Annotated in this window: 22 protein-coding genes; 2 read left to right on the top strand and 20 right to left on the bottom strand. The window is 53.2% G+C overall.

What is annotated here, in order from left to right:
- Positions 1-4: 4 nt before the first annotated feature.
- Positions 5-2500 (top strand): glycoside hydrolase family 38 N-terminal domain-containing protein, encoded by a 2496-nt coding sequence (locus tag MHH82_RS10375; protein WP_340965533.1) that lies wholly within the window; start codon positions 5-7, stop codon positions 2498-2500.
- Between the two features lie 113 nt (positions 2501-2613).
- Here MHH82_RS10375 and MHH82_RS10370 read toward each other — a convergent pair whose 3' ends face one another.
- The 14 genes from MHH82_RS10370 to rpmG form a co-directional block, all read right to left on the bottom strand.
- Positions 2614-2850 (bottom strand): DUF6953 family protein, encoded by a 237-nt coding sequence (locus MHH82_RS10370; RefSeq protein WP_009592569.1) that lies wholly within the window; start codon positions 2848-2850, stop codon positions 2614-2616.
- 125 nt (positions 2851-2975) lie between these two features.
- Positions 2976-3701 carry a YwiC-like family protein gene (locus MHH82_RS10365; RefSeq protein ID WP_340965531.1) on the bottom strand — a complete coding sequence of 242 codons (726 nt, stop codon included), beginning with the start codon at positions 3699-3701 and terminating at the stop codon, positions 2976-2978.
- Positions 3702-3753: 52 nt separating this feature from the next.
- Positions 3754-5268, bottom strand: coding sequence for a nitrate/nitrite transporter (locus MHH82_RS10360; RefSeq protein ID WP_340965529.1), 1515 nt, complete (start codon positions 5266-5268; stop codon positions 3754-3756).
- A 154-nt stretch (positions 5269-5422) separates the two neighbouring features.
- Positions 5423-6070, bottom strand: a complete 648-nt coding sequence (locus MHH82_RS10355; protein ID WP_036665854.1) for a response regulator transcription factor — start codon at positions 6068-6070, stop codon at positions 5423-5425.
- On the bottom strand, positions 6067-7146 hold the full coding sequence (locus tag MHH82_RS10350; protein ID WP_081746365.1) for a sensor histidine kinase: 1080 nt from the start codon (positions 7144-7146) through the stop codon (positions 6067-6069). The genes MHH82_RS10355 and MHH82_RS10350 overlap by 4 nt, the downstream gene beginning before the upstream one ends.
- Positions 7143-7607, bottom strand: coding sequence for a GAF domain-containing protein (locus MHH82_RS10345; protein WP_015734361.1), 465 nt, complete (start codon positions 7605-7607; stop codon positions 7143-7145). Before MHH82_RS10345 ends, MHH82_RS10350 begins: the two co-directional genes overlap by 4 nt.
- A 52-nt stretch (positions 7608-7659) precedes the next feature.
- A complete protein-coding gene (narI, locus tag MHH82_RS10340) occupies positions 7660-8352 on the bottom strand; it encodes a respiratory nitrate reductase subunit gamma (RefSeq protein ID WP_015734360.1) in 693 nt (230 codons plus the stop codon).
- Positions 8339-8917: a nitrate reductase molybdenum cofactor assembly chaperone gene (gene narJ / locus MHH82_RS10335; RefSeq protein WP_036665858.1), complete on the bottom strand. Its 579-nt coding sequence runs from the start codon at positions 8915-8917 to the stop codon at positions 8339-8341. The genes narI and narJ overlap by 14 nt, the downstream gene beginning before the upstream one ends.
- On the bottom strand, positions 8910-10445 hold the full coding sequence (gene narH, locus MHH82_RS10330) for a nitrate reductase subunit beta (protein ID WP_015734358.1): 1536 nt from the start codon (positions 10443-10445) through the stop codon (positions 8910-8912). The genes narJ and narH overlap by 8 nt, the downstream gene beginning before the upstream one ends.
- Entirely contained in the window at positions 10435-14109 is a 3675-nt protein-coding gene (locus MHH82_RS10325; protein WP_340965521.1) for a nitrate reductase subunit alpha, read from the bottom strand. The genes narH and MHH82_RS10325 overlap by 11 nt, the downstream gene beginning before the upstream one ends.
- Before the next feature lie 260 nt (positions 14110-14369).
- Positions 14370-15344, bottom strand: a complete 975-nt coding sequence (locus MHH82_RS10320) for a Gfo/Idh/MocA family protein (RefSeq protein WP_340965519.1) — start codon at positions 15342-15344, stop codon at positions 14370-14372.
- Between the two features lie 555 nt (positions 15345-15899).
- Positions 15900-16793, bottom strand: a complete 894-nt coding sequence (locus MHH82_RS10315; RefSeq protein WP_340965518.1) for an alpha/beta hydrolase — start codon at positions 16791-16793, stop codon at positions 15900-15902.
- A 196-nt stretch (positions 16794-16989) separates the two neighbouring features.
- On the bottom strand, positions 16990-17463 hold the full coding sequence (locus MHH82_RS10310; protein ID WP_015734354.1) for a hypothetical protein: 474 nt from the start codon (positions 17461-17463) through the stop codon (positions 16990-16992).
- Positions 17464-17575: 112 nt separating this feature from the next.
- Positions 17576-17725, bottom strand: coding sequence for a 50S ribosomal protein L33 (gene rpmG / locus MHH82_RS10305; RefSeq protein ID WP_009592608.1), 150 nt, complete (start codon positions 17723-17725; stop codon positions 17576-17578).
- Between the two features lie 294 nt (positions 17726-18019).
- On the opposite strand from rpmG, the gene pdxR reads away from it, so the two are divergent.
- Positions 18020-19453 carry a MocR-like pyridoxine biosynthesis transcription factor PdxR gene (pdxR, locus tag MHH82_RS10300; protein WP_015734353.1) on the top strand — a complete coding sequence of 478 codons (1434 nt, stop codon included), beginning with the start codon at positions 18020-18022 and terminating at the stop codon, positions 19451-19453.
- 132 nt (positions 19454-19585) lie between these two features.
- On the opposite strand, the gene arsC is transcribed toward pdxR, so the two are convergent.
- The 6 genes from arsC to MHH82_RS10270 all read right to left on the bottom strand — a co-directional run bounded on the left by arsC (position 19586) and on the right by MHH82_RS10270 (position 25420).
- On the bottom strand, positions 19586-20005 hold the full coding sequence (gene arsC / locus MHH82_RS10295; RefSeq protein WP_015734352.1) for an arsenate reductase (thioredoxin): 420 nt from the start codon (positions 20003-20005) through the stop codon (positions 19586-19588).
- Positions 20006-20033: 28 nt separating this feature from the next.
- Positions 20034-21329: an arsenic transporter gene (locus MHH82_RS10290; protein ID WP_340965514.1), complete on the bottom strand. Its 1296-nt coding sequence runs from the start codon at positions 21327-21329 to the stop codon at positions 20034-20036.
- Between the two features lie 125 nt (positions 21330-21454).
- Positions 21455-21778 carry an ArsR/SmtB family transcription factor gene (locus MHH82_RS10285; protein ID WP_251493769.1) on the bottom strand — a complete coding sequence of 108 codons (324 nt, stop codon included), beginning with the start codon at positions 21776-21778 and terminating at the stop codon, positions 21455-21457.
- 108 nt (positions 21779-21886) lie between these two features.
- On the bottom strand, positions 21887-23290 hold the full coding sequence (locus tag MHH82_RS10280; RefSeq protein ID WP_340965512.1) for an FAD-dependent oxidoreductase: 1404 nt from the start codon (positions 23288-23290) through the stop codon (positions 21887-21889).
- 59 nt (positions 23291-23349) lie between these two features.
- The gene (locus MHH82_RS10275) at positions 23350-23664 is read right to left on the bottom strand and encodes an ArsR/SmtB family transcription factor (RefSeq protein WP_015734348.1); all 315 of its coding nucleotides are present in this window, start codon (positions 23662-23664) and stop codon (positions 23350-23352) included.
- Positions 23665-23830: 166 nt separating this feature from the next.
- On the bottom strand, positions 23831-25420 hold the full coding sequence (locus MHH82_RS10270; RefSeq protein ID WP_340965510.1) for a sensor domain-containing diguanylate cyclase: 1590 nt from the start codon (positions 25418-25420) through the stop codon (positions 23831-23833).
- Positions 25421-25520 lie beyond the last annotated feature (100 nt).

The following is a 25520-nucleotide window of genomic DNA, read 5'->3' as shown; positions in this document are numbered from 1 at the left end:
TCATATGAACAAGAACATATCACGCCAAGGAAGCCATAGACCCGCCCGTCCCTGGACGATCTATGCCATCCATCATTCTCACACGGATATCGGTTACACCGAGCGCCAGGAGCGGATCGAGCAGTACCATGTCGATTTTATCCGCCAGGCTCTGGACATTACGAATGCCGCACACCGCGGAGAACGTCCGGAATGGAAATCGTTCCGCTGGACTTGCGAAACATTCTGGGCGGTTGAGAAATTCCTCGAATCGGCCACAACGGAAGAAAAGGAGGCTTTTCAGCAAGCGGTAATCCGCGGTGATATCGAACTGTCCGGAACCTATCTCAACATGACGGAGCTTCCGGACTTCGACCTCCTTCTGCGCAATCACGGCAAGGCGCAAAGGTATGCAAACACTTTCGGACATCGGATCGACAGCGCCATGACCGCCGACATCAACGGGTACAGCTGGGGTTATGCGGAAAGCCTGCTGCAAAATAACATCGAGCATCTGTTTTCCTGCATCCATACGCACCACGGCATGTATCCGCTGGGCCGCAAACAAACCCCGTTCTGGTGGGAAAGCCACAGCGGCGGCAGGCTGCTCGTATGGAACGGCGAGCATTACATGTTCGGCAACGAGCTCGGGTTCTGCCCTGACGCACTCGGCAAATACATCATCAAGGATGAGCTTCAGCATAATCTGATGGAGCCCGAGGAGCGGCACAACGACATTGCTGCCCTGCGGATTAACCGGTATTTATGGAATCTTGAGCAGGAGTCCTACCCGTATTCCTTCGTTCCCGTCATGGTCTCCGGCCTGGGCACGGACAATGCGTCCCCGAATGCCGACATTGCGGAGTGGATAAGCGCATGGAATGAACAATACGGCGACCAAATCACCATTAAAATGGCCACGCTCTCCGAATTTTTTGCCGTCTTGAAGCAGGAGGATCTGTCTGCGCTTCCGGTGCACCGCGGGGATTGGCCGGACTGGTGGACCGATGGGGTCGCCTCCACGGCGATGCATACCCAGATTTACCGGGATGCCCAACGCACGCTTCGCAAAGTCAAGCGTCTCGATCCGGGCCATGCAGCGGCGAGCCTGGCCGAGATCGAGGAGGCCTCGCAGGCGCTGACCATGTACGCCGAGCATACCTGGGGCTACCATTCCTCCGTGTATGAGCCTTGGCATCCGCAGGTGCAGATGCTGGAGGTGCGAAAGCAAGCCTATGCGGCGGAAGCCAGCAAGCTGGCTTACCGGGCGCTGGATAAAACGCTCGTTGCCCGTCAGGGCGCACTGCTTGCCCCCCATCGTTCCTTACGCTACGAGGTGATCAACACGGAACCGGCCGCAGCTACGCTGCAGGTTGCCATACCGCTGGATGGCTGGGAACACGTGATCCTGAAGAAAAGGTTCGAGCTCATCGACGAAACGACCGGGAAGCCTCTACCGTACCAATTGACACATACGGGGGCACTCGTTACGGAGCTCGCGCTTGAACCGGGAGAATCCCGGATATTGTTTATTCATGCGCCCGAATCGTCAGATGTTCTCGCCGCTTCCGGGAATATGGCGACCGCGCGGAATACCGAACCGATTGCGTGCGAAGGCATCGCCGACATTTGGACCCAGCCCTTGACTCCTTATCCGATCGTGGCGGGCAAGAGTTCGCTCGAATCCGACTTCTTCCGGATCGAATGGGAAATGAACAACGGCATTACGTCGTGGATCGATAAGACGCGCTCGGCGGACCTGCTGGACGGCGAACGCGAGCACGGGGCATTCACCCCTGTCTACGAGGTAACGCCGGCACAGGATGAGTTTAATCCATCCGAAATATGCGCGACCCGCCGCCGCATGGGACGCAACCGGAAGGGCACCAACGTCCAGCGGAATGCCGGGCGCTTAACCCGGGCGACCGTGCTGGACAACGGACCGCTGTTTGCCCTGGTCGAGCTGGTGTTCGACGTGAAGGGACTCAGCTACTATGCCCTCCACATCAAGATGTTTGCCAACCAGCCTCGTGTCGAGGTGTCCGTCCGCTTCCACAAGGACAGCGTTTGGCTGCCGGAAAATGTCTATGTGGCCCTGCCGTTCTCGCTGGGGACCGAAGCCGAGTTATACGCCGAAAAAGCCGGATGCCATATCCGGCCTTGGAAGGATCAAATTCCTGGAAGCTGCCTCGATTACACCAGCGTACAGGAGGGAATATTCTGGCACTCGGCTAAAGACCGGGAAGCGCTGACCCTGTCCATGACAGACACGCCGCTCGTACAGCTCGGAACGCTGGAGCACGGGCCGCGCCAGCTTCACACCATGCAGCCGGCGGACAGCCGCCCTTCCACGTATGCCTGGATATTGACGAACTACTGGGAGACTAATTTCAAGGCTACGCTCGGCGGCTTCTACGAGTTCCGCTATGCGGTAGAACGCCATCGCCAGCTGGACCCCCAGCAAACGGCGAAGACGCTGCACGCCTCAACCGGACAATTCACGGTCCATCGGATCCATTGATTCATGATGAAGAACAGCTGCCCTGATTACCAGGGCAGCTGTTCTCATTATTACAAGGAGGCGGCCTGCCGATCCGGCCTCTCCCGTCTCTTAATTATTCGGTTGTAGCGGGATTACGTCCAGGCCCACATGAATCCGTCGCGATCCCAGGCAATCCGGCCGCCATGCAGTTTGCGGAAAGCCTTCTTCACGTCCTTGGACAGCGAAGCATTTCCATTCTCGTTCACGAAAACAAATTCTTCCCCGAAGTTCTCGCGTACATAACGGATGGCTTCCGTCTGATACAAATTGCCCGTAAACCGGATTTCCTCCACCATCCATTCGGCCACCTGCTGTGCTGTATATGCCATATTTGCATTCTTCCCTTCTGTATCCATTCCCTTATTATAACAGAATGGATGACAGAGTCGATTCGCATGGAAGCCGACCGAAGGCAGCCGTGCATATTTCGACTCATCACGATAACGAAAGCAGATTACATCAAGATCCATGACAGCAATAAAAACTGGATGGAACCCGCAACTTCGATCATGCCGACCTTCATCGGCTTCATTATTTTTCCGGCATACCGCAGTGTCTTTACAAACGGAAACAAGAACGGCAGGCACAGCCACGGATGCCCGAAGAGTATCGGCAGAATCAGCATCACCGAATGATACGTGATGGCATATGCCGTCCAGCGCCTGTTTTTCCGCTCCCGAAATACGGATTTGACAAAGAATACGGTTCCCGTGAAATATAGGAAATTCAGAGAAACAACGGCGGCTAGCGGCTGATCGAAACCTCCTCCTCCCAGCATGTAGGCAGCGGCGCCTCCGGTACAGAACAGCAGGATCGCACTAATATCGTTCAGCAGCGCACGCTCCGCTTTGCGGAGGACATGCCAGACATTAACCATGATCAGCACGAGGAGGACCGGCGCAAACCAGAGCATCGACGGCTTGAAGACAAGTACGGGAACCAGAAACACAGCGGCAACAAGGGCATAAACGGTCCCCCAGGATATCCAGATTTTGCGTTTGGCCGGGGTCTTTAAGGATTGCAGAAACGGATAGGACGCCATATATAGAAACAACCACGCCAAAAACAGCGGAAGGTGCATAAGGGCCGGCTTGGCAGCCACCATTCCGATGAAATAAGGTACAGAGACCATGGCCCAGCCTCCATGCTCCCGCGGAATCACAATCCTCGTCTTTTTCATGCCTCTCTCCCTCTCCATCCATCAGCTCGCACCGACAACGATTCATCTCTTGTCAGCCGCTCGAAGCATTGCCGGACGAATGGTATGTAATATCGCTAAAGGTACCCACATAATGAATGATGTCGCCGGATTCGTCCCTTACGGCATTAATGGTCAACAGCTCCAAATATTCCTCCCCGTTTTTCCTGCGGTTCCAAATCTCCCCCTGCCAGCTTCCGCGTTCCATGATTTCAGACCACATCGCGCGGTAAAACGCCGGCGATTGCCTTCCGGACTTCAGCACGCTCGGATTTTTGCCGAGCACTTCCTCCTCCGAGTATCCCGTTAACTTCGTGAATGCGGGATTGACCGCACTGATCCTTCCGCTTGGATCCGTTACCAGAATCCCTTGGCCGGTGGAGTTAAACACCTCGGATTGCACGGCAAGTTTGTCCTGGTAGTACATCCATACCACAACGACGAAGCTCGCAAGCGCAACCTGCGACAAAGCCATGAAGCCGATGGAATACTGCCCCGTAACCGAATGGATAAAGGAAAGCATCAGCGGCGGAAAGAAACCGCCAAGACCGCCCATCATGGACACGATGCCATTCACGATGCCGGCCTGCTTGTTGAAATAAAGGGGCACGAGTTTGAAAATGACCCCGTTTCCGAGACCCGCACCAACGGCTATGGTTAAGCAGCCGGCCGTATACAAGCCGATGGACGGGGAGAATGCCAACAGGATAGCCGCAGCCGTCAGCCCCAGGAATACGCCCATTAATAAGAACAGCGGTTTAAATCGATCTGCAAGCCAGCCGCCGACGGGACGCAAAAAAGTCGCAATCATGATGAACCCGGCCGTCCGCATCCCGGCATCCACCTTGGCCAGCTCAAAATGAGAAACCAGGAAGTTCGGCAAGTACACCGTAAAGGCTACGAACGAACCGAAGGTAATGAAATAAAAAAGCGAGAAAAACCACAGTTTTTCATTCTTATATACACCCTTGATCTGTTCCATGACCGGTGTTTTCACCTTGATTTCTTTGCGGTCGCCTAAAAAAACATTGAATAATGCAAATATCAGTAGCAGGATCAAATACAGCTGGACGGTTTTGGACCATCCGATCCCCGTCGCGATGACCGGTGCCGCAAACGTCGTAATGGCTGTACCGATGTTGCCCATCCCGTAGATCCCATTGACCAGTCCCAGCTTCTCTTTTGCATAGTATTTCGGCAATGAGGTCACGCCCACCGAGAACACGGCCCCACCGATCCCAAGGAACAAGCCGCCGATGACCAGATGCGTAAAGGATGAAGCCACGCTGATAAAATAGACCGGAAACAGCAGCAGGATGAAGCTGGATATAAAAACAATTCGTGCTCCGACCACGTTGGCGTAATAGCCGAGCGGTATCCGCAGAACCGAGCCCAGGACCACCGGAATGGCCGTCAGAATGGCGATCCGGTCTGCCGGAATGGCGATATCTTCTCTTATGAACGGCAGGAGCGCGGAGATGATGACCCATACCATAAAACCAAGCACCAGATTCATTGTTTGCAGCGGAAGCTGCAGCTTTTTGATCATTCCCATCACCTTTTCCAAAGCGTAATGAATGGCATATTGATCCCCAGCTCCTATTGTACGTGCACCTATTCACAATGCGAATAGGGAAGTTCCCTGAATCTCTCCGGGGAACTTCCCTATTCCTTACCGCAATCACCCTGCTTATGCGTCACAATTAAAAATCCAGCAGTTTTTTCTTCAGCGCATATTCCACTAACTCCGGGCGGCTCTTCAATTTCAGCTTTTCCATGATTTTGGCCTTGTGCGCTTCCACCGTTTTGACCGATACAAATAGTTTTTCCGCGATTTCCTTGTTGCCATAGCCCTTCGCGATCAGCGGCAGGATTTCAATCTCCCGTTGGGACAGACTGTTGAACGGATCCTGCTCCGCGCTCTCGCTGTCTTTCTTGATAAATTCCCGGACCAGGGACGTGGCCATCTGGGGGTGGATGTAGGTTCCTCCCTTATGGACCATGCGGATGGCCGAAATCAATTCATCATCCGGCGCATTTTTGAGCACGTAACCCGAAGCGCCGTTCTTCAAAACATGGAACAGGTAATCGTCATCGTCATACATGGTCAGGATCAAAATTTTCGTTTCCGGAAATTCGCTGCTGATCTTGCCTGTCGCAATCAATCCGCTCTCGCCGGGAGGCATGCTTAAATCCATCAACAGCACATTCGGCCGGTGCTTGGCCACCATGGCGTATGCCTCGATGCCGTCTGCCGCCGTCGCGACGACCTCCATATCCTCTTGGTAATTCAGAATCATGGAAAATCCGCTGCGGACCACGGCATGATCATCCGCGATCACAATTTTCATGTTCCCCTCACCTCCGCCTTGCCGCTGCTCGTAAGCGGGATCTTCAGTTGAACCGTCGTCCCCTCGCCGGGAGCGGAAACCAAAGTAAACTGGCCACCGACGAGCTCTGCGCGTTCGCGCATTCCGTACAGCCCGAGTCCGGTTCCCTTGGCTTCGTCAATGATCATGTTAAACCCGACGCCATCGTCCCGGACGGTTAACTGAAGGCAGCCGTTCTCCTCGCATAATCGGACATGAACCTCGTCCGTTCCCGAATATTTCAAGGCATTTAACACCGCTTCCTGGCAAACCCGGTACACCACCGTTTCAATCTCGCTGCCATAGCGGGCCGCCGCTAACTCGGCAGAGAATTCAACCAGCATGCCGTAATTCTTCCCGATCCATTTGAAATGGGAGCGGAAGGCAGCCTCCAGCCCCAAATCATCGAGGGAAGCGGGCCGGAGCTCGACCGACAAATGCCGGATATCATCCAGCAGCCTCGTTAAAGACGCCTCGGTCTGGTGCAGCTTCTTGAGCACATCCTCGCCCACATTCATATATTTAACGACGCGCAGGTCGACCAGCGAGCTTAAGAGCTCCTGAGCCACGCTATCGTGCAGCTCGCGCGAGATCCGCTTGCGCTCGTCCTCCTGTGCCTTGATGACGTATTTCAGCATATTCGTCCGCTGCAGCATTTCCTGCGTTTTCTGCTGCTTCGTCAGATCGAGGAGCATCATCACCCGGATGCCGCGGGCTTCATCGATGGTATGGTAACTGGCCGCATAAGGAACAATTCCTTCGGACCGCGTCTTCAGATAGACTTGGAACGACGAGAATTCTCCATCCGGATAATCCAGATAGCACTTGGAGCAGGAGATGAGATCCTGTTCGTCGGTGTACCCTTCGCAGGTCTGGCAGAAGGACCCGTCCAGTCCGGAGTGCATCCTCTCGATCACTTCAATGTCAAGGATATTCTCCGCAGCCGGATTCATCGCGACCACGCTGCCGTCCTCGTCCATAAAAAAAATGGCTTCCATGCTATTCTGATACATGTTTCTCAGCAATTCGCTCAGATGCTCATCCGTCATTTGAATCACGGCCGTGATACCTCCTTGGCATAAAAAGCGCCAAATTCCGTCCCTATACCTTCCTGAAAAGACGCAAAGGCCTTGTGATCCAGCATGTTCTCCTTACGATATCCCACAAGCAAAACCCCCATGACGCGCGTGCCTTCCCACAGCGGTATGGCACCGAGGCTCTTCAGCTGCTCTGCAACGATAATCGGATAATTATACAAGTCCCTTGATTCAATATCCGCATTCACATTCGGGATCAGCATCGGTTTCCCGGTCTTAAACACCATGCCGGCGATGCCCTTGCCGGAATGCAGCACGATGCGCTTGTACCTCTCGTTGATGTTTCCCGAGGCATATTGCCAAGTCAATACAAATCGGTCTTCAGCCGGCTGCACCAATGCCATGGACACGAAATCGAAATGAAACCGGGTCCGAAGCTTATCCATTTCACGTTGGTAATCATAGATCGGCTGATTCTTCATCCCCATTACTCCTCTGACGTAGAAAAGAAGGCTAAAGAAGCCTTCTCTCGTCCTACGACTCAAATTTGCGGTGCTTTCTATACAGGATATATCTTCTGCCCACATAATTCAACGGAACACTCCACACATGGACCAGACGGGTAAACGGCCACAAACCGAAAATACCAAATCCCGCAAGAATGTGAATTTTGAACGACAGCGGCACATCCTCCATCAGCGAAGCCTCCGGTCGGAACATAAACAGTCCGCGGAACCAGACCGAGACCGTTTCCCGATAATTGAATTCCGGCTGCACCGCGTTTGTGACCAGCGTGCCGTACATCCCCATGAAGACGATAAACAGCAGGAGGACATTGACCACCATATCGGAAGCGGTGCTGAGTTTTCGGACATTTCGGATGGCAAACCGTCTGGCGGTTAACAAGATCATGCCTCCCAGCGTTAAAAAGCCGAACGCGCTTCCGATATACACCGCGCCGATATGGTACATATGGTCGCTGACGCCGAGCGACTCCATCCAGGATTGGGGGATGGCCAGTCCGGCCACGTGTCCCAAGGTAACCGGAATGATGCCAAGATGGAACATGAGGCTGCCCAGCTTGAGATGTTTTTTCTCGATAAACTCGCTGGATTTTGCCGTCCAGTTAAACTGGTCCGTACGATAACGGTAAATATGACCGACGATAAATACAACGATGCATACATAGGGGAAAATGACCCACAAAAATTGATCAATCATGTTCATGAGCGGCAGCCTCCTGACTGAGACACGCCTTGAACGTGTCGCGAAGCCCTTGAACGAGATAAGCATACGGGCTGTTATACTTCTCCAAGGCTTTCAGCAGATGATAGGTGCCGTCTTCCATGACGGCCATCATCAAATTCAGGCTCTCCGCGGCTTCCTTCTCGCGGCCCTGCCAGGGCGCCGCGTACAAAAACTCGCACATCAGCGGAAGATAATCCGACAATTCCGAGCCTTCGATGCCAAGGCCAAACATCTCGTACGTCTCCTTAAGCCTGGCGAGCATCTGCCCGCGTTCCCGGCCGTCCTCGAATTTGTAATAGGTCATATACAATGTGGATTTCGCCTGAAAGTCGAAGGTCTGGACATACAGCTCTTCAATCTCCTCCATGCTGTATTCATGCATGATCGTCCAATACGTTCTGACGGATTCATAGGCCGGATCGGCGGGGTCAAGCAGCTCCTCCATGACGGACGGATGGAAATCCAGCTTTTCCGGATACGTGAGCTGCTGAGCAAAAAAACCGAAAACATGTTTACAATCATGCAGCTTTCCGAGATTAATCACGCCAGATCCCTCCATAGAAATTTTCTTCGTACAGCTCCTTGCCGGTTTTGCCCTGCAGACCTTCCGGACCGCAGCCGCCGCAGCTTGCGCCGAATCCTTCAGAGCCCTGGGAACGGTAGACATCCATATGGCTTTCTTTATGGGAAGTCGGAACAACGAACCGGTCATCGTATTTTGCGATGGCAAGCAGCCGGTACATCTGCTTCATTTGATGGGCAGTCAGGCCGACCCGTGCCAGACGCGTCTCATCAAACTCGGCCCCCGACGATTGTGCGCGCATATAAGAACGCATCATCGCCATTCTTTGCAGGGCTTCCTTCACCGTGACCGTGTCGCCTGCCGTGAGCAGATTCGCGAGGTACTGGATCGGCGTGCGCATCTCCTCGATCGCCGGGAAAATCATGTCCGGATTCTCGATGGAATCCCTGCCTTCAAAATAGTTCATGATCGGGCTGAGCGGCGGCACGTACCATACCATCGGCAGCGTCCGGTACTCCGGATGAAGCGGGAAGGCCAGCTTGTATTCGATCGCAAGCTTATAGACCGGCGAGTTTTGGGCAGCTTCGATCCATTCTTCCGACAAGCCGTCTTTGCGCGCCTGCTCGATGACCCCAGGATCGTTAGGATCCAGGAACAGATCGAGCTGCGCCTGATACAGATCCTTCTCATCCGGCGTGGAGGCTGCTTCCTGTACGCGGTCCGCGTCATAGAGCAGCACGCCCAAGTAACGGATACGTCCTGTGCAGGTTTCGGAGCATACCGTTGGCAGCCCTGCTTCGATTCTCGGGAAACAGAAGGTGCATTTCTCGGCCTTGTTCGTTTTCCAGTTGAAGTACACCTTTTTGTAAGGACAGCCGGTCATGCAGTACCGCCAGCCGCGGCAGGCCTCCTGGTCCACCAGCACGATGCCGTCCTCGTCCCGCTTATACATGGCACCGGAGGGGCAGGAGGCGACGCAGCTCGGGTTCAGGCAGTGCTCACACAGGCGGGGCAAATACATCATGAACGCCTGCTCAAAGTTGAATTTGATCTCTTCCTCGATCTTTTCGATATTCGGATCCTTCGGACCGGTCACGTGGGCGCCCGCCAGATCGTCTTCCCAGTTCGGGCCCCATTCCAGATTCATCGTTTCGCCGGTCACGGCCGATTTCGGACGGGCCACCGGCTGATGTTTCTTCTCCCCGGCATTCGTCAGATGTTCATAGTTATACGTCCAGGGCTCATAGTAATCTTTCATTTCCGGCATATCCGGATTGTAGAAAATTTTGCCGAGCGCGATTTTGGACAGCTTGCTGCCGGATTTCAGCTGCAGCTTGCCCTTTTTCAGCGTCCAGCCTCCCTTGTATTTCTCCTGGTCTTCCCAGCGGATCGGGTAGCCGACGCCCGGCTTCGTTTCCACGTTGTTGAACCACATGTATTCCGCGCCCGGCCGGTTCGTCCAGGTGCTCTTGCAGGTGACGCTGCACGTATGGCAGCCGATGCATTTATCCAAATTCATGACCATGGCGACCTGCGCTTTAATCTTCAAGCCAATCCACCTCTTTCATTTTGCGGACAGCCACGTACACATCCCGCTGGTTGCCGATCGGTCCGTAGTAGTTGAATCCATAGCTGAGCTGGGCGTAGCCCCCGACCATCTGGGTCGGCTTCACATGGATTCTCGTCGGCGCGTTGTGGCTGCCACCGCGATCCTTCGTGATTTCCGAGCCCGGCACGTTGATGTGTTTGTCCTGCGCGTGATACATGTACATCGTGCCTTTCGGCATCCGGTGGCTGACGACGGCGCGGGCGGTGACGACCCCGTTGCGGTTGTATACTTCCAGCCAGTCGTTGTCCTGGATGTCGTTTGCCGCCGCGTCGTCATTGTTGATCCATACCGTCGGGCCGCCGCGGAACAGCGTCAGCATGTGCAGGTTATCCTGATACGTGCTGTGAATGTTCCATTTGCCGTGCGGAGTCAAATAGCGGAGCACCAGCGTATCCTTGCCCCCTGTAATCTGCTTGTCGCGCGGGCCGAACACCATCGGCGGAAGCGTCGGTTTATACACCGGCAGCGCTTCGCCGAACTGCAGGAAGATTTCGTGGTCGATATAAAAATGCTGCCTGCCGGTCAGCGTGCGGAACGGCACGAGCCGCTCGATGTTCGTCGTGAACGGGGAGTATCTTCTTCCCATTTTGTTCGAGCCGCTGAACACCGGCGTCGGAATGACTTCCCGCGGCTGGGCCGTGATGCTCTGGAACGTGATGCGCTCCGCCGCGCGGTCCGCGGAAATATCCTTCAGCTGCACGCCGGTATCCTGCTCCGCCGATTCCCATGCCCGCTGCGCTACTCTTCCATTCGTAGCCGAAGACAGATTCAGAATGGCATCCGCCGCATGTCTTGCGGTATGAAGCTTCGGCAGGCCATTTTTGATGGAGTCGTCATAATAAGTTCCGTTCAAGCGCTTCAGCTCTTCATACTCCTCGGCGACCGAGAAGCTGACGCCGTGCGCCCCGACTTTGCCTGTGGCCAGATTCGGCCCGAGCGTCACATATTTATCGTAAATTTTCGTATAATCGCGTTCGACCACCGTCAGGTTCGGCATCGTTTTGCCCGGAACCGCTTCGATCTCGCCCTTGCGCCAATCCTTCACCTCACCGTACGGCTGGGCGATCTCGCTTGCCGAGTCATGGGCCAGCGGGCTTGTCACAAGATCCTTGTATACGCCGGGCAGATGCGTTTTGGCCATGTCCGAGAAGACTTCAGCGATCGTTCTGTAAATATCCCAGTCCGAACGCGATTCCCAGAGCGGATCCACCGCCGGGTTGAACGGATGGACGAAGGGGTGCATGTCGGTGGAGGATAAATCGGTTTTCTCGTACCAGGTCGCTGCCGGAAGCACCACATCGGCATACATCGGCGTCGAGGTCATCCGGAAATCGAGCGCGACCAGCAGATCCAGCTTACCTTCCACGTCCTCGCGCCACACCATTTCCTCCGGCTTATCCTCTTCGTTCGGCGTCGAGAGCAGGCTGTCCGAAGCGCCAAGCAAATGCTTCATGAAGTATTCCTGCCCTTTGGCCGAGCTTGAGATCAGGTTCGAGCGCCATACGAACAGCGATCGCGGGAAGTTTTCCGGCGCACCCGGATCTTCGGCCGCAAATTTGGTATCCCCTGACACGATTTGTTCAAGCGTGTGCTTCACGATGTCTTCATTGCTCGTTTTCCCCTGCAGCGCCGCTTCCTCCGCAAACGTCAGGCTGTTCTTGTTGAACTGCGGATAGGACGGAAGCCAGCCGAGCCTGGCGGCAAGAACGTTGTAATCTGCCGGATGCCGGTACCGGATCTCCCCGCCCGTCGGCGATTTCAGGGAATCGGCCCCCATTTCTTCGTATTTCCACTGGTCGGTCGCAAAATAGAAGAACGAAGTGGCATTTTGCTGCCGCGGCGGTCCCTGCCAGTCTTTGGCGAAGGCAACCGTGGACCAGCCCTCGATCGGACGGCATTTCTCCTGCCCCACGTAATGTGCCCAGCCGCCGCCGTTCACGCCCTGGGAGGCCGTCAGAATGACCAGGTTCAGAATGGAGCGATAGATCGTGTCGCTGTTGAACCAGTGGTTAATGCCCGCACCCATGATGATCATGGAGCGGCCGCCGGTATCCAGCGAATTCTGCGCGAATTCTCGGGCGATTTGAACGACGACCGAAGCCTTCACGCCGGTAATGTTCTCCTGCCAGGCCGGGGTGTAATCGAATTCGGCATCTTCATACCCTGAAGCCGCAAGCCCGCTCTCCGCTTGCCCTATCCCATATTGGCTCAGCATCAGATCGTATACCGTTGCGGCGAGACGCTCGGTTCCGTCGGCCAGCTGAATTTTCTTCGCCGGAATTTGGCGTTTGAAGGTGCCGTTGGCCCGGTTATCAAAGAACGGGAAAAGGATCGTCTGCCGCTCCGCTCCCTGGGACTCCACGGAAAGCGCCGGTGCAATGACCGACCCGTCTTCGCGTTCCAGAATCAGGTTCCATTTCTTGTCCTGCTCCCAGCGCTGGCCCATCGTACCGTTCGGAACGATGATTTCATTCGTGTTCTCGTCGATAATCACCGGCTTCCACTCGGCATGCTGCGAGGCATCGCCCAAATCGCTTGCCCGCAGGAAGCGGCCGGCCTTGTACCCCCCCTCAAACTCATCCAGGAGAATCAGGAAAGGCATATCCGTATATTGTTTCGCATAATTCAGGAACATCGGCTCCTGACGCTCATGATAGAACTCCTTCAAAATGACATGCGTCATGGCCTGTGCAATCGCCGCATCGGTCCCGGGGTTCGGGGCCAGCCAGTTGTCGGCGAATTTGACATTCTCGGCATAGTCCGGCGCGACCGACACGACCTTGGTCCCTTTGTATCGCACTTCCGTCATGAAATGGGCGTCCGGCGTACGCGTTAACGGCACGTTCGAGCCCCACATGATCAGGTAGCCCGCATTGTACCAGTCGCTCGATTCCGGCACGTCGGTCTGCTCTCCCCAAATTTGCGGGGAAGCCGGCGGCAGGTCGGCATACCAGTCGTAAAAACTCAGCATTTCGCCGCCCAGCAGGGAGATAAACCTTGCCCCCGAAGCATAGCTGATCATGGACATCGCCGGAATAGGGGTAAAGCCGGCGATGCGGTCCGGGCCGTATTTGCGAATCGTATAGATTAACTGGGCGGCGATCAGCTTCGTGGCTTCCTGCCAAGATACACGAACGTGACCGCCCTTTCCCCGTGCTTGTTTATAGGACCTCGATTTCGCCGGATCTTCGACGATGCTGGCCCAAGCGGCGATCGGATCGCCGTGCTCGTTCAACGCCTCTTTCCACATTTGCCACAGACGGCCGCGCATATAAGGGTATTTCACCCGCAGCGGACTGTATTCATACCAGGAAAACGACGCCCCGCGCGGACATCCGCGCGGTTCGAATTCCGGCATATCCGGCCCGCAGGACGGATAATCGATCTGCTGATTTTCCCAGGTGATGATCCCGTTCTTTACGAACACCTTCCAGCTGCAGGAGCCTGTACAGTTCACGCCGTGAGTGGTCCGCACCACTTTGTCGTGCGACCAGCGCTTGCGGTACATATCCTCCCATTCCCTGCTTTTTTCCTCCAGAACGGACCAATTGCCAGAGTAGCTTTCCATCCTCTTGAAGAACTTCAGCCCCGACTTTCGTCTCATAGGACACTTCAACTCCTTCTGCTTGAATGACAATGATTGGGGAATCAATGTGCCGTTCTTCGTATAGCTTCATTATGAGCGGCCTCACCCTCGGTTCCTATTAGGGAAACTCCTATATTCCTTCGAGAATTCCCTTGGTTAACGTCAGGCGGCGATCCGAGCACGGATCGTCTTGTGAAACGAAAAAAAAGGTGTCCCGCAAGATCTGATGATCTTGCGGGACACCTTGGGATTCTGTTGCGACCGCTGGATGTTTAGGATCATTCCCCGATCTTCACCGGGACCCCCGTTTCGGCCGACTGCAAAGCAGCAAAGGTAATTTCCATGGTTTTAAACGCATCCTCGTAGGAGGATAAGATTCCGGAGGCATCGCCGGTGCGAACCGCGTGGATGAACGCTTCACTCTCCCGAAGATACGGATTAGCCCTATTCCGGTATTCCGTCGTTCGTCCTTTTTCCTTGACGATGAGTTTATCGGATTGAATGCCGATGATCCCCTGCTCCGTATAAATATCCAAGCCAGCCCGATCCGACTCTGGCAGCATGCAGGTATTGGAGATCGTTGCCACGGCGCCGGATTTTAATTTCAGCGTAGCAGTGCCCACGTCGTGTACCGTTACCCCCTCATGAACATCCTTCATCGCGCGATGGGCAAAAGCCGCATACACTTCATCCGCTTCGCCCAGCAGGCAGCGAAGCAGGTCAACCATATGGGTAGTTTGCTCAATGAATTGCCCTCCCGAGCCTTCTTGCTGTCTCCACCAGTACACCTGCGGCATGTCTCCCAACCAGTAGCCAAGCGCCATCCCGATCTTCCGGCCTTCCAGCAGCTCGGCAGCCTTGATGGCCGCATCCGTATAACGGAAATGATACCCTGCAGACGTAATTAAACCGGCCTTCTTCACCTCATGCAGAATCTGCCGTGGCGTATCCAGGTTCGTGCCCAGCGGCTTCTCGACCAGAAAAGGAATGCCCCGCTCCACCACCTGGGCTTCGATCTCTCCATGCGCAAACGGCGGAACGCAGATATAAACCGCATCGGGCTTGGTTGCATCCAGCATCTGCTCAACGTTGCTGTACGCCTTGGCGCCAGCATAGCCCCGCACCGCTTGTTCCGCTTTTTCCTGACTCGTCCCGACAAAGGCGGCAACGTTCACTCCGTCCATGTTGGACAAAATATCTGCATGCACTCTGCTGAACCAGCCTGTACCGATCATTCCTATGTTGAATGCCATCTGATCCTAAAACCTCCCCTTCCATTAGAGACGATGCCCTTTTCTTCTTCGTTATCATAGTACCGGAAAAGCCCGGCAAGCATCATGTTTCGTCGGCCTTGTCCTCAATTCCTTTATTTGAATAAAAAAAGCCCGCTCTTCGGTCATGGACCGGGAGCGAACTCAGCCTATCTGAAAATCATCCATATCACAATAAACGCTATTAACGAAACAAGATAAATGATGAGCAGCTTCGTGAGATTGGTTCTCGTTTTCCGCTCATAGTTCGGGTTTGCCTTCTTATTCTCCTGAGATAATCCTACTAGAAGCGTTGATATTCCTCCAATTAATGCCAGCGCGATGACGATAATATACATAACCAACCACAAACAACCCCATTCGATTATTCATTATATACAATCTATTATAGAACCTGAGGCTTCAGGATCAACCTATATCATCATGAAATGGTCGTTTCTGCCTCATTATAATGAACAATCGGCCGATGTACACCATCCAATTGCGCGACAGTTGTGACCATCCAATTGGATGGCGGGTCACCCTCCATTTCGGCTTTCAACCTTCGCGCGCCGTCCATTGATGCAGCCGTTCCAGTGCCTCTTCGGCTTCAGGCATCGGAAACAGGGGCCACACATGCATCATGTTCTCGTATTCCCAGTACTCGGTATCGACGCCTTCCCGGGCCATCTTATCGCGCAGCAGGCGAGCATCCGGCAGCAGGGAGTCGTCGGTTCCTGCGAGAATGACCGTGCGGGGAAGGCTTCCCATCTCGCCAAACAAAGGACTGACCGCAGGATCGTCCATCGGAAGGCCTCCTGCATACATCCTTCCTACCGCTCCGAGCCCGGCGGGCTGGAGAAAGACGTCGCGCTGCGGGATGCCGAGCGCGGATATCTGCGGATTGTCCGAGGCTGCATCCACCCATGGCGAGATCAGAATCAGCCCCTGTGCCTGCATCGGCGTCTCCTTGACCGACTGGGCCATGTCGAGAGCCAGCGCGCCGCCGGCCGAATCGCCCATAAGAAGTACCGGGCTCCCGGCCTGGGCACATACGTGCACGTAAAACTCGCGCATCAGCCCCGTCAGCTTTTTCGCATCGGCAGCCGGAACGGTGGGGTAATTGGGTAGGATGACGGTGAAACCGGTTCGTTTCGTCCACTGTCTGGCAAACGCGAAGTGGGGCGGCAGAATCTCTTCGATATAGGCTCCGCCGTGCAAATAAACGACAGTCCCCCGTTCCTTCGTGCCATGCGATACATAATAATTCATGCTTACGCCCGATCCGCTATGGAAACGGCGGGTCTCAAACCCTTCCTGTTCCTCGGACAACGCAGGATATGGAGGCAATGTTTCGATATACTGCCGAATCGTTCCGGCATGTTCCCATTTATGATGAAATCCCTCGGCGGTCAGCTGCTCTTTTACAGCCGTACTCTCTTTACTCGGCATATGGTTTTCTCCCCTTTGCTGGACGTTATCGATATAGGGCAGGCTGGTGTATGTCCTGCTTCAATATATCACCGCACGCGGCACGGCCGCTGTGGCAATTGATACAGAAGCGTTAACCAATGGGGTTGTCCGAGACTAAGCTGCTTTAGGCTCTGAGCCGGCAAAACGATGATATCTTATGTAAAAGCCCCGCATTCTACCGGGCTGAATCGCTCAGTAATTGATCCGCGCTGCGCTGCAGAAGAAGGCAGAAGGACCGGTTATGTCCGATAAAAAACGACGATACGTCATAGCGATGACGGGCTGGCTCATAAGTAATCAGAGCCCGATGCTTCATATTTTCGATAAGTATGTCAGCGAACCGCTCTGCAGGACCCTTTGCGAAAAAGGTTAGGTAGGCGTACAGGGAATGATCCACGGGCTCATCGAGAGGGCTTACGCCCGCGCAGGAAAACTCGGTCTCCAAGCCCGCCTGCTGCAGCGAAATCAATATCGGATACAATTGCTCGTCGACAGGGGCATTGCCGAACAGCCGCGTGCGTTTGGGCTGTTTGCGTACCTTGGGTCTGTTGATCCACTCGTTTAGCTCCTGCCTTCTCCGTCTCCACTGTTCCGGGGTATGTGCGCTCAGGAGCATCTCTCCGCCGGAATCCTGTCGTTCCTGGTTCATCCCGTCCATCCCCCTCATTGACATGGTCTCTTGCTGTTACTTTTAGTGTAGTCCCATTTCGTTTGAAGTCAAATAAGCCGGACGGCTGGTCCGGCTTGCGTTAAAGCATGCGCTAACGGGTTTCCCGATGCAGCGTCACCCGCTTCAAACGCGGACAATATTTGCGCAATTCCATCCGCTCCGGGTGATTTCGTTTATTTTTGGTCGTTGTATAGTTACGGTCCCCTGTTTCCGTGCATGCCAATGTTATGGTCACTCGCATATTCAGCACCTCCTGCCTTTTGTTTAAATCGTAATAATTACGATTAACTAAAATATACTTTATTCCCGTTTTTATGTTTTGTCAAGAAATCGGAGCGACTTACAGCCGCATTTCGGGAAGTCGGTCATGTTGCCCCCGTCCAACTCGCAGTCCGATATCCCGTCCATATTGAAGGGATGGCTCAAGATTTGTCATCGTAATGATGAAATTATGAAAAGCCTTTATTTATGCTAAATGATATGATTAAGGTTACAGACAGAAACCGCCTGAATATGTCACGAAAGGATGAGGAAGGTGTGGAAGCCGGATCGTAACAGCACACGACCTCTATATCAGCAAATTGCCGATGATCTGGAGCAAAGAATATCTTATGGTGAGTTTCCACCGGGCAGCTTACTCCCATCCGAACGAAAGCTCGCGGAGCAGTTAGGGGTTAATCGAAGCACCGTGGTTCTGGCTTACTCGGAGCTTCGGGCGCTTGGAATCATAGAGAGCCGTTCCGGAAGCGGAACGCGGGTCAGCAACTCCAAATGGGGAGCCACGCCCAAGCATACGCCGAACTGGCGCCGCTATGCGGAGGGAGGGAATTTCCTGCCGAATCTCCCTTTTCTTCGCCGGATTCGGGAAGCGCTGGCGCATGATCCCTCATTGATCGATTTTGCCAGCGGAGAGCTTGCCGGCGATTTGGCGCCGATCCAAGAAATGAATACGTTAATGAGTCAAAAATCGAACACGTCCTATTTCGGATATGACAACCCGCAGGGATATGGTCCGCTCCGGCAGGCTTTGGTTACGTATCTGAAAAAATATCGGGGGATCCAGACCACCGAATCCTCCATATTGATCACGTCGGGGTCTCAGCAGTCGCTGTATCTCATTACGCAGTGCTTGTTGTCGCCAGGCGATGCGGTGGCCATTGAAGATCCGTCGTACTGCTATTCGCTGCCGATGTTTCAATCGGCCGGCCTTCGCCTGTTCAGACTCCCTGTCGATGAACGAGGGGTGCGGCCGGAGGACATCCGCTCCCTGTACAAGAAACACCGGATCAAGATGATCTTCATTAATCCGAATTTTCAGAATCCGACCGGCACCGTCATGGCTCAGGAGCGAAGGTCGCAGCTGCTGGATGCAGCCAGTGAACTTGGACTTCCCATCGTGGAGGACGATCCCTTCAGTTTGACCGCCTACCAGTGCCCGCCGCCGGCTCCTTTGAAATCCGTGGATTCCATCGGGTCGGTGCTTTACATCGGGTCACTCTCGAAAATAGCCGCGTCCGGCCTTCGCGTAGGCTGGATGGTCGCCCCGAATTCCATCGTGGAGCGGCTCGCAGACGCCAGGCAGCAGATGGATTTCGGGCTGAGCGTGGTGCCCCAAAGCCTTGCCGTCCAGTTTATCGACTCTTCCTATTTTGCTCCCCACCTGGACAGGCTGCGAGCGAGCTTGCTGTACAAGCGGGATTTACTGATCGAAGCCCTGCAGAAAGAGCTGCAAGGCCTGGTTCATTTCCATGTGCCGAAGGGCGGCCTGCATCTCTGGTGCAAGATCGTGCCGGAAGTGAATGACAGCAAGCTGCTGGAGGCCGCCATTCAAAAAGGCGTTATTTTCGCGCCGGGAAGCGTGTACGGTTCGGCTTCCGGATACGTGCGATTCACTTACGCCCGTGCCAGGGCCGAGGATATCCCTTCCGGAATCTCCAAGTTCGCCCAAGCCCTGCACGCCGCCATTTAATAGGGCAGCACCGGGAGCGGTGCCCCCTGCCCTTTAGCAGGAAAAAGGTTAGCTTTCGGAAAGCTAACCTTTTTTCATGTTTTCTTCCTAATGAAAAAAAGCCGGGAATGCTCCCGGCTGTAACGATTTGTATTATTCGCCGGTTTTGGCGAATTGTTGGATGCGCTCCCCGATTTGGTCGCGAACGCGCTGGAAAACCGCCCATTTCTCCTCGTCGGTTCCCTGAGCCTTGGCAGGATCGTCAAATCCCCAGTGTTCACGGCGAACATGCGGAGGCGTCATGGGGCAACGATCAGCAGCATCGCCGCACAAGGTGACCACCAGGTCGGATTGATTTAACAACGTCGGATCTATGATATCCGACGTTTGCTTCGAAATATCGATGCCCGCTTCGTTCATAGCTTTGACCGCATTCGGGTTTAGGCCATGAGCTTCGATCCCGGCGCTGTAGACATTCCAATCATCACCCAGATGCTTTTTAGCCCATCCTTCAGCCATCTGGCTGCGGCAAGAGTTGCCTGTGCACAAGAAGTATAGCGTCTTTTTCCCCATCTTCGTCCTCTCCTCTTATCCTGATCATTTACAATATGGTCAACCAGATATATAAACCCAAGAGGGTTATGAATAACGTCGGGATGGTCAATATGATCCCTGTTTTGAAATAGGTTTCCCAGCTGATTTTCACGCCCTTGGCAGAAAGGACATGCAGCCAAAGCAAGGTTGCCAGCGAGCCGATCGGCGTAATTTTGGGACCTAAATCGGAACCGATCACGTTCGCATAAATTAAGGCCTCTTTAATGGCTGCCGACGTATGGGTTGCATCGATTGCGAGTGCATCGATCATCACCGTCGGCAAATTGTTCATAATGGACGAAATCATGGCGGCAATAAAACCCATGGCCATGGTAGCGGCAAACAACCCTTGATCCGCTGCGCTCTGTATGACGCCGGCCAGAAGATCCGTAAGGCCTGCATTGCGCAAGCCATATACGACGACATACATGCCAATCGAGAAAAACACGATCGCCCATGGCGCCCCTTTAAGCACTTCCTTGGTTTGCACAGCTGGACTTTTTCTCGCCATCAGCAGGAACAATATCGCGATAACGCCGGCGACGATCGATACGGGTATACCTGCAAATTCACACACAAAGTAACCAATCAGCAGCATGCTCAATACGATCCATGATAAACGGAACATGGCAGGATCCTGAATTGCCGTGGATGGCTGCTTCAGCTGGGTACCGTCATAATTCCGCGGGATGCTTTTGCGGAAAAACAAGTAAAGCACCAGAACGCTAGCTGCCAAAGAAAACAGATTCGGAACCAGCATGCGACTGGCGTATTCGATGAACGTGATGCCGAAGAAATCGGCAGATACGATGTTCACCAGATTGCTGACGACAAGCGGAAGCGAGGTGGTGTCCGCAATAAAGCCGCTTGCGATAATAAACGGAAATACCTTTCGTTCATCGAAATTCAGTGCCCGTACCATGGCAAGTACGATCGGTGTCAAGATGAGAGCCGCTCCGTCATTCGCGAAGAATGCGGAAACAACCGCTCCAAGCAAGGAGACGTACACAAACATCCGGATGCCGTTTCCCCGGGCGGCATTGGCCATATGCAGCGCAGCCCATTCGAATAACCCGATTTTATCCAATATCAACGAAATAATGATGATTGCAACAAACGCGAGCGTTGCGTTCCATACGATCAAGGTGACGTCCCACACATCCTGGAAGTCCACGACTCCAACGAGAAGCGCCAGCAAAGCGCCTCCGCAAGCCGACCATCCAATGGATAGATTTTTAGGCTGCCAAATGACAAAAATTAATGTGACAATAAATATGATGCTGGCCAGGACAACAGAAACCAATGTTCAAACCTCCAATGACGTGTTGAGCCGGAATACAATTATGTTTCACGGTGAATCAATATATAACTATATCCTTATATAATGAACAACAATCCTACTTTATGCGAATGCCGGCTGACTCTCGGTTAGTTACAAGTACAGTTAACCTCCTTATTCATGGATGACAATACTTCTTGCGAGCCTGGCATCTCATTTAATACGGCTTGGATATACGGCTTGTCATCCACATTCAATGAATAATAAACCCATTGCCCTCGCCTGGCTTCATTGACGATTCCCTGAGACTTCAGCTTTCTCAGATGCTGGCTGATCGCCGGCTGCGACATATCGAAAATATCCACGAACTCGCAAACGCACCATTCTCTTTCCTTAAGGAGCGTCAACATCGTAAGCCTTGTTTTATCCCCAAGCAATTTGAGTTTCTCGGCTATTTCGTTTATGGGCTCCATTAAGATTCATCCCTTTCCTCCGGCAAAATAAAATGACGATTCTGTCCCATATAAGTCAATGCTTATATGTTAATGGAAAGTGTGCCTGATTTCAATCGTTTAGGCGATTTATTTGCAGCCCGAAGCAGATGAGGCCGGCAAACAGCAATCGTTGGCATTCGATGCGCTGCTGATGCCACATACGCCGGTCTCCGGCAGCTCCAACTCAACCTTTAACGCCGCCTCCAGATCGCCGTCCAAATAGGCTGCAATGGATCTGACCTGCTCATACCCTGTAGCCATGAGGAAAGTCGGAGCCCGGCCATAACTCTTCATCCCGACAAGATAAAAGTTCTTATCCAAATGACGAAGTTCCTTCTCGCCATGAGGTCTTACGGTGCCGCAGCTGTGTACATTCGGATCAATTAGCGGAGCCAGCGCCTCGACGCTCTCCGTGGCAGGATCCATGCTAAGCCTGATCTCGCTCAGAAATGAAAAATCAGGTCGGCTCCCTGTATTCACGATTACTTCATCGATACCTTGGATTTCCTTGCCTTCGCCATTGGCAGTCCCCTTGATGCCAATCTTCCCATCTTGTTGGGAAACCCCCTCAATCATCAATGGAGTAACCACTTGGATTTGGCCTGCATCAATCAACTGGTGAATACGGCTTCCAAGCGCCCCGCGAGCCTCGAGTTGATCGTTCTCTTCCCCGCCATAGGCTTCTTGCACCGATTTCTTTCTCATCACCCAAATAATTTCCGTATTCGAATCCGTTTCTTTGAGCTGGGCCAGATCCAATAGAGTGTTGATCGCCGAGTGTCCGCCTCCTACCACTGCAACGCGTTTCCCTGCGTATTTCTGCCTTTGTTCTGCTGATAAATCCGGAATCCCATAATAAATACGATCTTTCAAATCACGCTCTTCCCGTGTCCATATTCCGTCAGCATGCAGCGGATTCGGATGTCCCCAGGTTCCGGACGCATCGATCACGGCCCTAGCTTCAAAACGTTGCGTGGAGTTATTTGTATCAACATAAAGCACGAATGGTGCAGCTTCGCGATGAGCCGATTTCATTTTATCTGTATTCTTTTTCGATATGGAGACTACTCTGGAATTTAACATGATATTGGGCGCAAGTTCAGGCAACTGCGCTAAAGGTTTTAAATATTGATGGACAATCTCTTGACCGAAAGGCAGTTCCGTTAATACAGGAGGCTTCCATCCTTGTTTGCGCAAAAGACGCTCGGCGGCTTTATCGATGTTGTACTGCCATGGCGAGAATAGTCGTACATGTCCCCATTGGAGGATGTTTTGACCAATGCTGGATCCGGCTTCAAAAAGGATGAAATTTTGTCCTCTCTCTGCCAAGTGCGCTGCTGCTGCCAAACCGATCGGTCCGGCACCGATTATCGCCACGGGCAGGTTATCGTTATAGGAAGCATACTCCTCCTTGACTGTTTCCTTGGTGTTTGACGGTACTCGGGGTGTGCAGCAGGAAGATGAGGTTACCTTAAACTCAATGTTTTTCATAGGGAAATCCTCCTTATTTTTAAATGCATCAATTTTTTTTGATGCATCGATCAAAAAAATTATGCTTTGGAATTCGGATAAAACACGCAGCACAGCTTCTCGGATAGCAGTCCCTTGACTTCATCATCGTTAAGCTCGTAATAGTTCCATTTTCCGATGCGCTCCATCAAAATAATGTTTGCATCCAGCAGCATTTTCAGATGGTAAGACAGTTTCGATTGAGGGAGATCCAGCATGTCCGTTAGGTCACATACGCATACTTTACCTCGTTGGTTCAATTCATAAATGATTCTCAACCGATTCTTATCGGACAATGCTTTGAATTTCTGTTCATACAGGCTTAATACGTCTTCATGTATGGTAGAGACCTTCATGTTGTCACCTCATTTTCCATCAAATTATTTTGATGTGATGATTGTAGCAATCGATCCGCAGCACGTCAAGCATCAATTTTTTTTGATTTGTATAGGAGTGTGCTCGGAATTACACCCCTATATACAAAAAAAGATATCCGGTTCACCAAAGCGGCCAGGATGTCTCTCATGCCGATAATCCCGCCGCCACCGTGCGGTTGCGTCCTTCCCCCTTCGCCCGGTACAACGCCATATCCGCCGCTTGAAATACATCCTCCCGGTTTCCCCCGTGCTCCGGATACAACGATACGCCGATCGATACGGTGAGCGTTCCGGAATAAGGGGTCGGGGAAACCAGGATCGCCCTGCGTATCCGTTCAGCCATACGGTATGCCGTATCCAGGCTGCGTTCGCGAAGAAGAATGACAAACTCTTCCCCGCCAAAACGGGAGCATACCGCATCCGCGGGAGCGCAATGCACCATGACGGCCGCCACGAGCTTCAGGATCTGATCGCCGGTTTGGTGGCCGTATGTATCGTTTATCGCTTTAAAATGGTCGATGTCCAGGAGAATAACGGCATACGGCTCCCCGAGCGCATCCCAAGACTCCAGGCAGCGTTCCAGCTCCCGGCGATTGGACAGCCCCGTCAATGGATCCGTGATCGCTTCCTGCTGCAGCGACTGGGTCTGCTTGGCCATCGTTTCCGCGGCGGCTCCCATGATCCGGTTCAACTGGTCGGCTTCCCGGTTCCAATGCGGCCGGAATTCCTGGGAAGACACCGTTTGGCCGGCTGCTACCGATTTCGTTAATTTATAGAGCCGGGTAAACGGGGCGGCAATTCTTGCGGCCGTATATACGGCAATGAACAGCATGAGCGCAATGGGAAAGAGCATGCTTCTCAGCTGGTCCTGCAAATTTCGATTGACATCGGCCAGGATGGAGCTTACCGACGTCTGCATGACGATCCCCCAGCCATTCATCGTCACGCTGGCATAACCCGTCAAGTAATCGTCGCCCTGCGTATTCGTCACGCGTTGCATGCCGCTCTCGCCATCCATGAGCCGTCTCACGACCACGTTAGAACTCACGTCCTCCCCGACCCGGCTTTCCTCCAGATGATAGAGCACCTTCCCGCCGGAATCCACGATATAAGAATAGGAGTCCTCTTCATTTCCAGCACCGGATCCGAAGATCCGATGCAATATATTGTTTTCTTCCAGATAAATCGTGCCTGCTATCATGCCGCAGTACTTGCCGGATCCGTCAAAAATCGGCTCGCTCGCAAACACGATCCAGCGGCCGGTCGGACTCCTATACGGTACCGAAAGATAGGATTTTCTCTCGTTTAATGCTTGAATGGCCCCCTCCGTTATTAATCGGGCATGGTTTGCCTGATTTCCCGCAGGAGAGACGACCCGAATGCTCCCCCTTTCGTCGGCCCATAATACGGAATTGAAGTAAGGGCTGCTCTGGAGCATAAGATCAAAGATAACCTGCAGCTCCTTTTCGTCGGATGCCGCTCTTGCCTCAATGGCCGGGTTGCTTGCGGCGGCGCGCAGACTTTGGCGCATCCCCGAGAAAAGCGCTTCTATGGTAACCGCCATTTTTTGCGCGGATGATAAATTCAGCGACATGGTCGTGTCGTACAGGGATCGTTTCTCGTTTTTATACTGGATGTAGACCATGATCGACATCGTCATCAGGATGGATAATGAAACCAATGCAGGCATGACCATCGCAAGACTGATTTTGAGGCGTCGTTTGGGTATGTTCATGGAGGCTGTACCCCTACTCTTATGAAATTTTTTCCGGATGAATACACGATCTTTTCATATTACTTCACAAACGTTTTGGAGTCCATATATGGAATGCCGC

It is taken from the genome of Bacillus sp. FSL K6-6540, assembly GCF_038007545.1.
The sequence above is the reverse complement of the archived record's forward strand: the minus strand, read 5'-3'. Positions and strand labels throughout refer to the sequence as shown.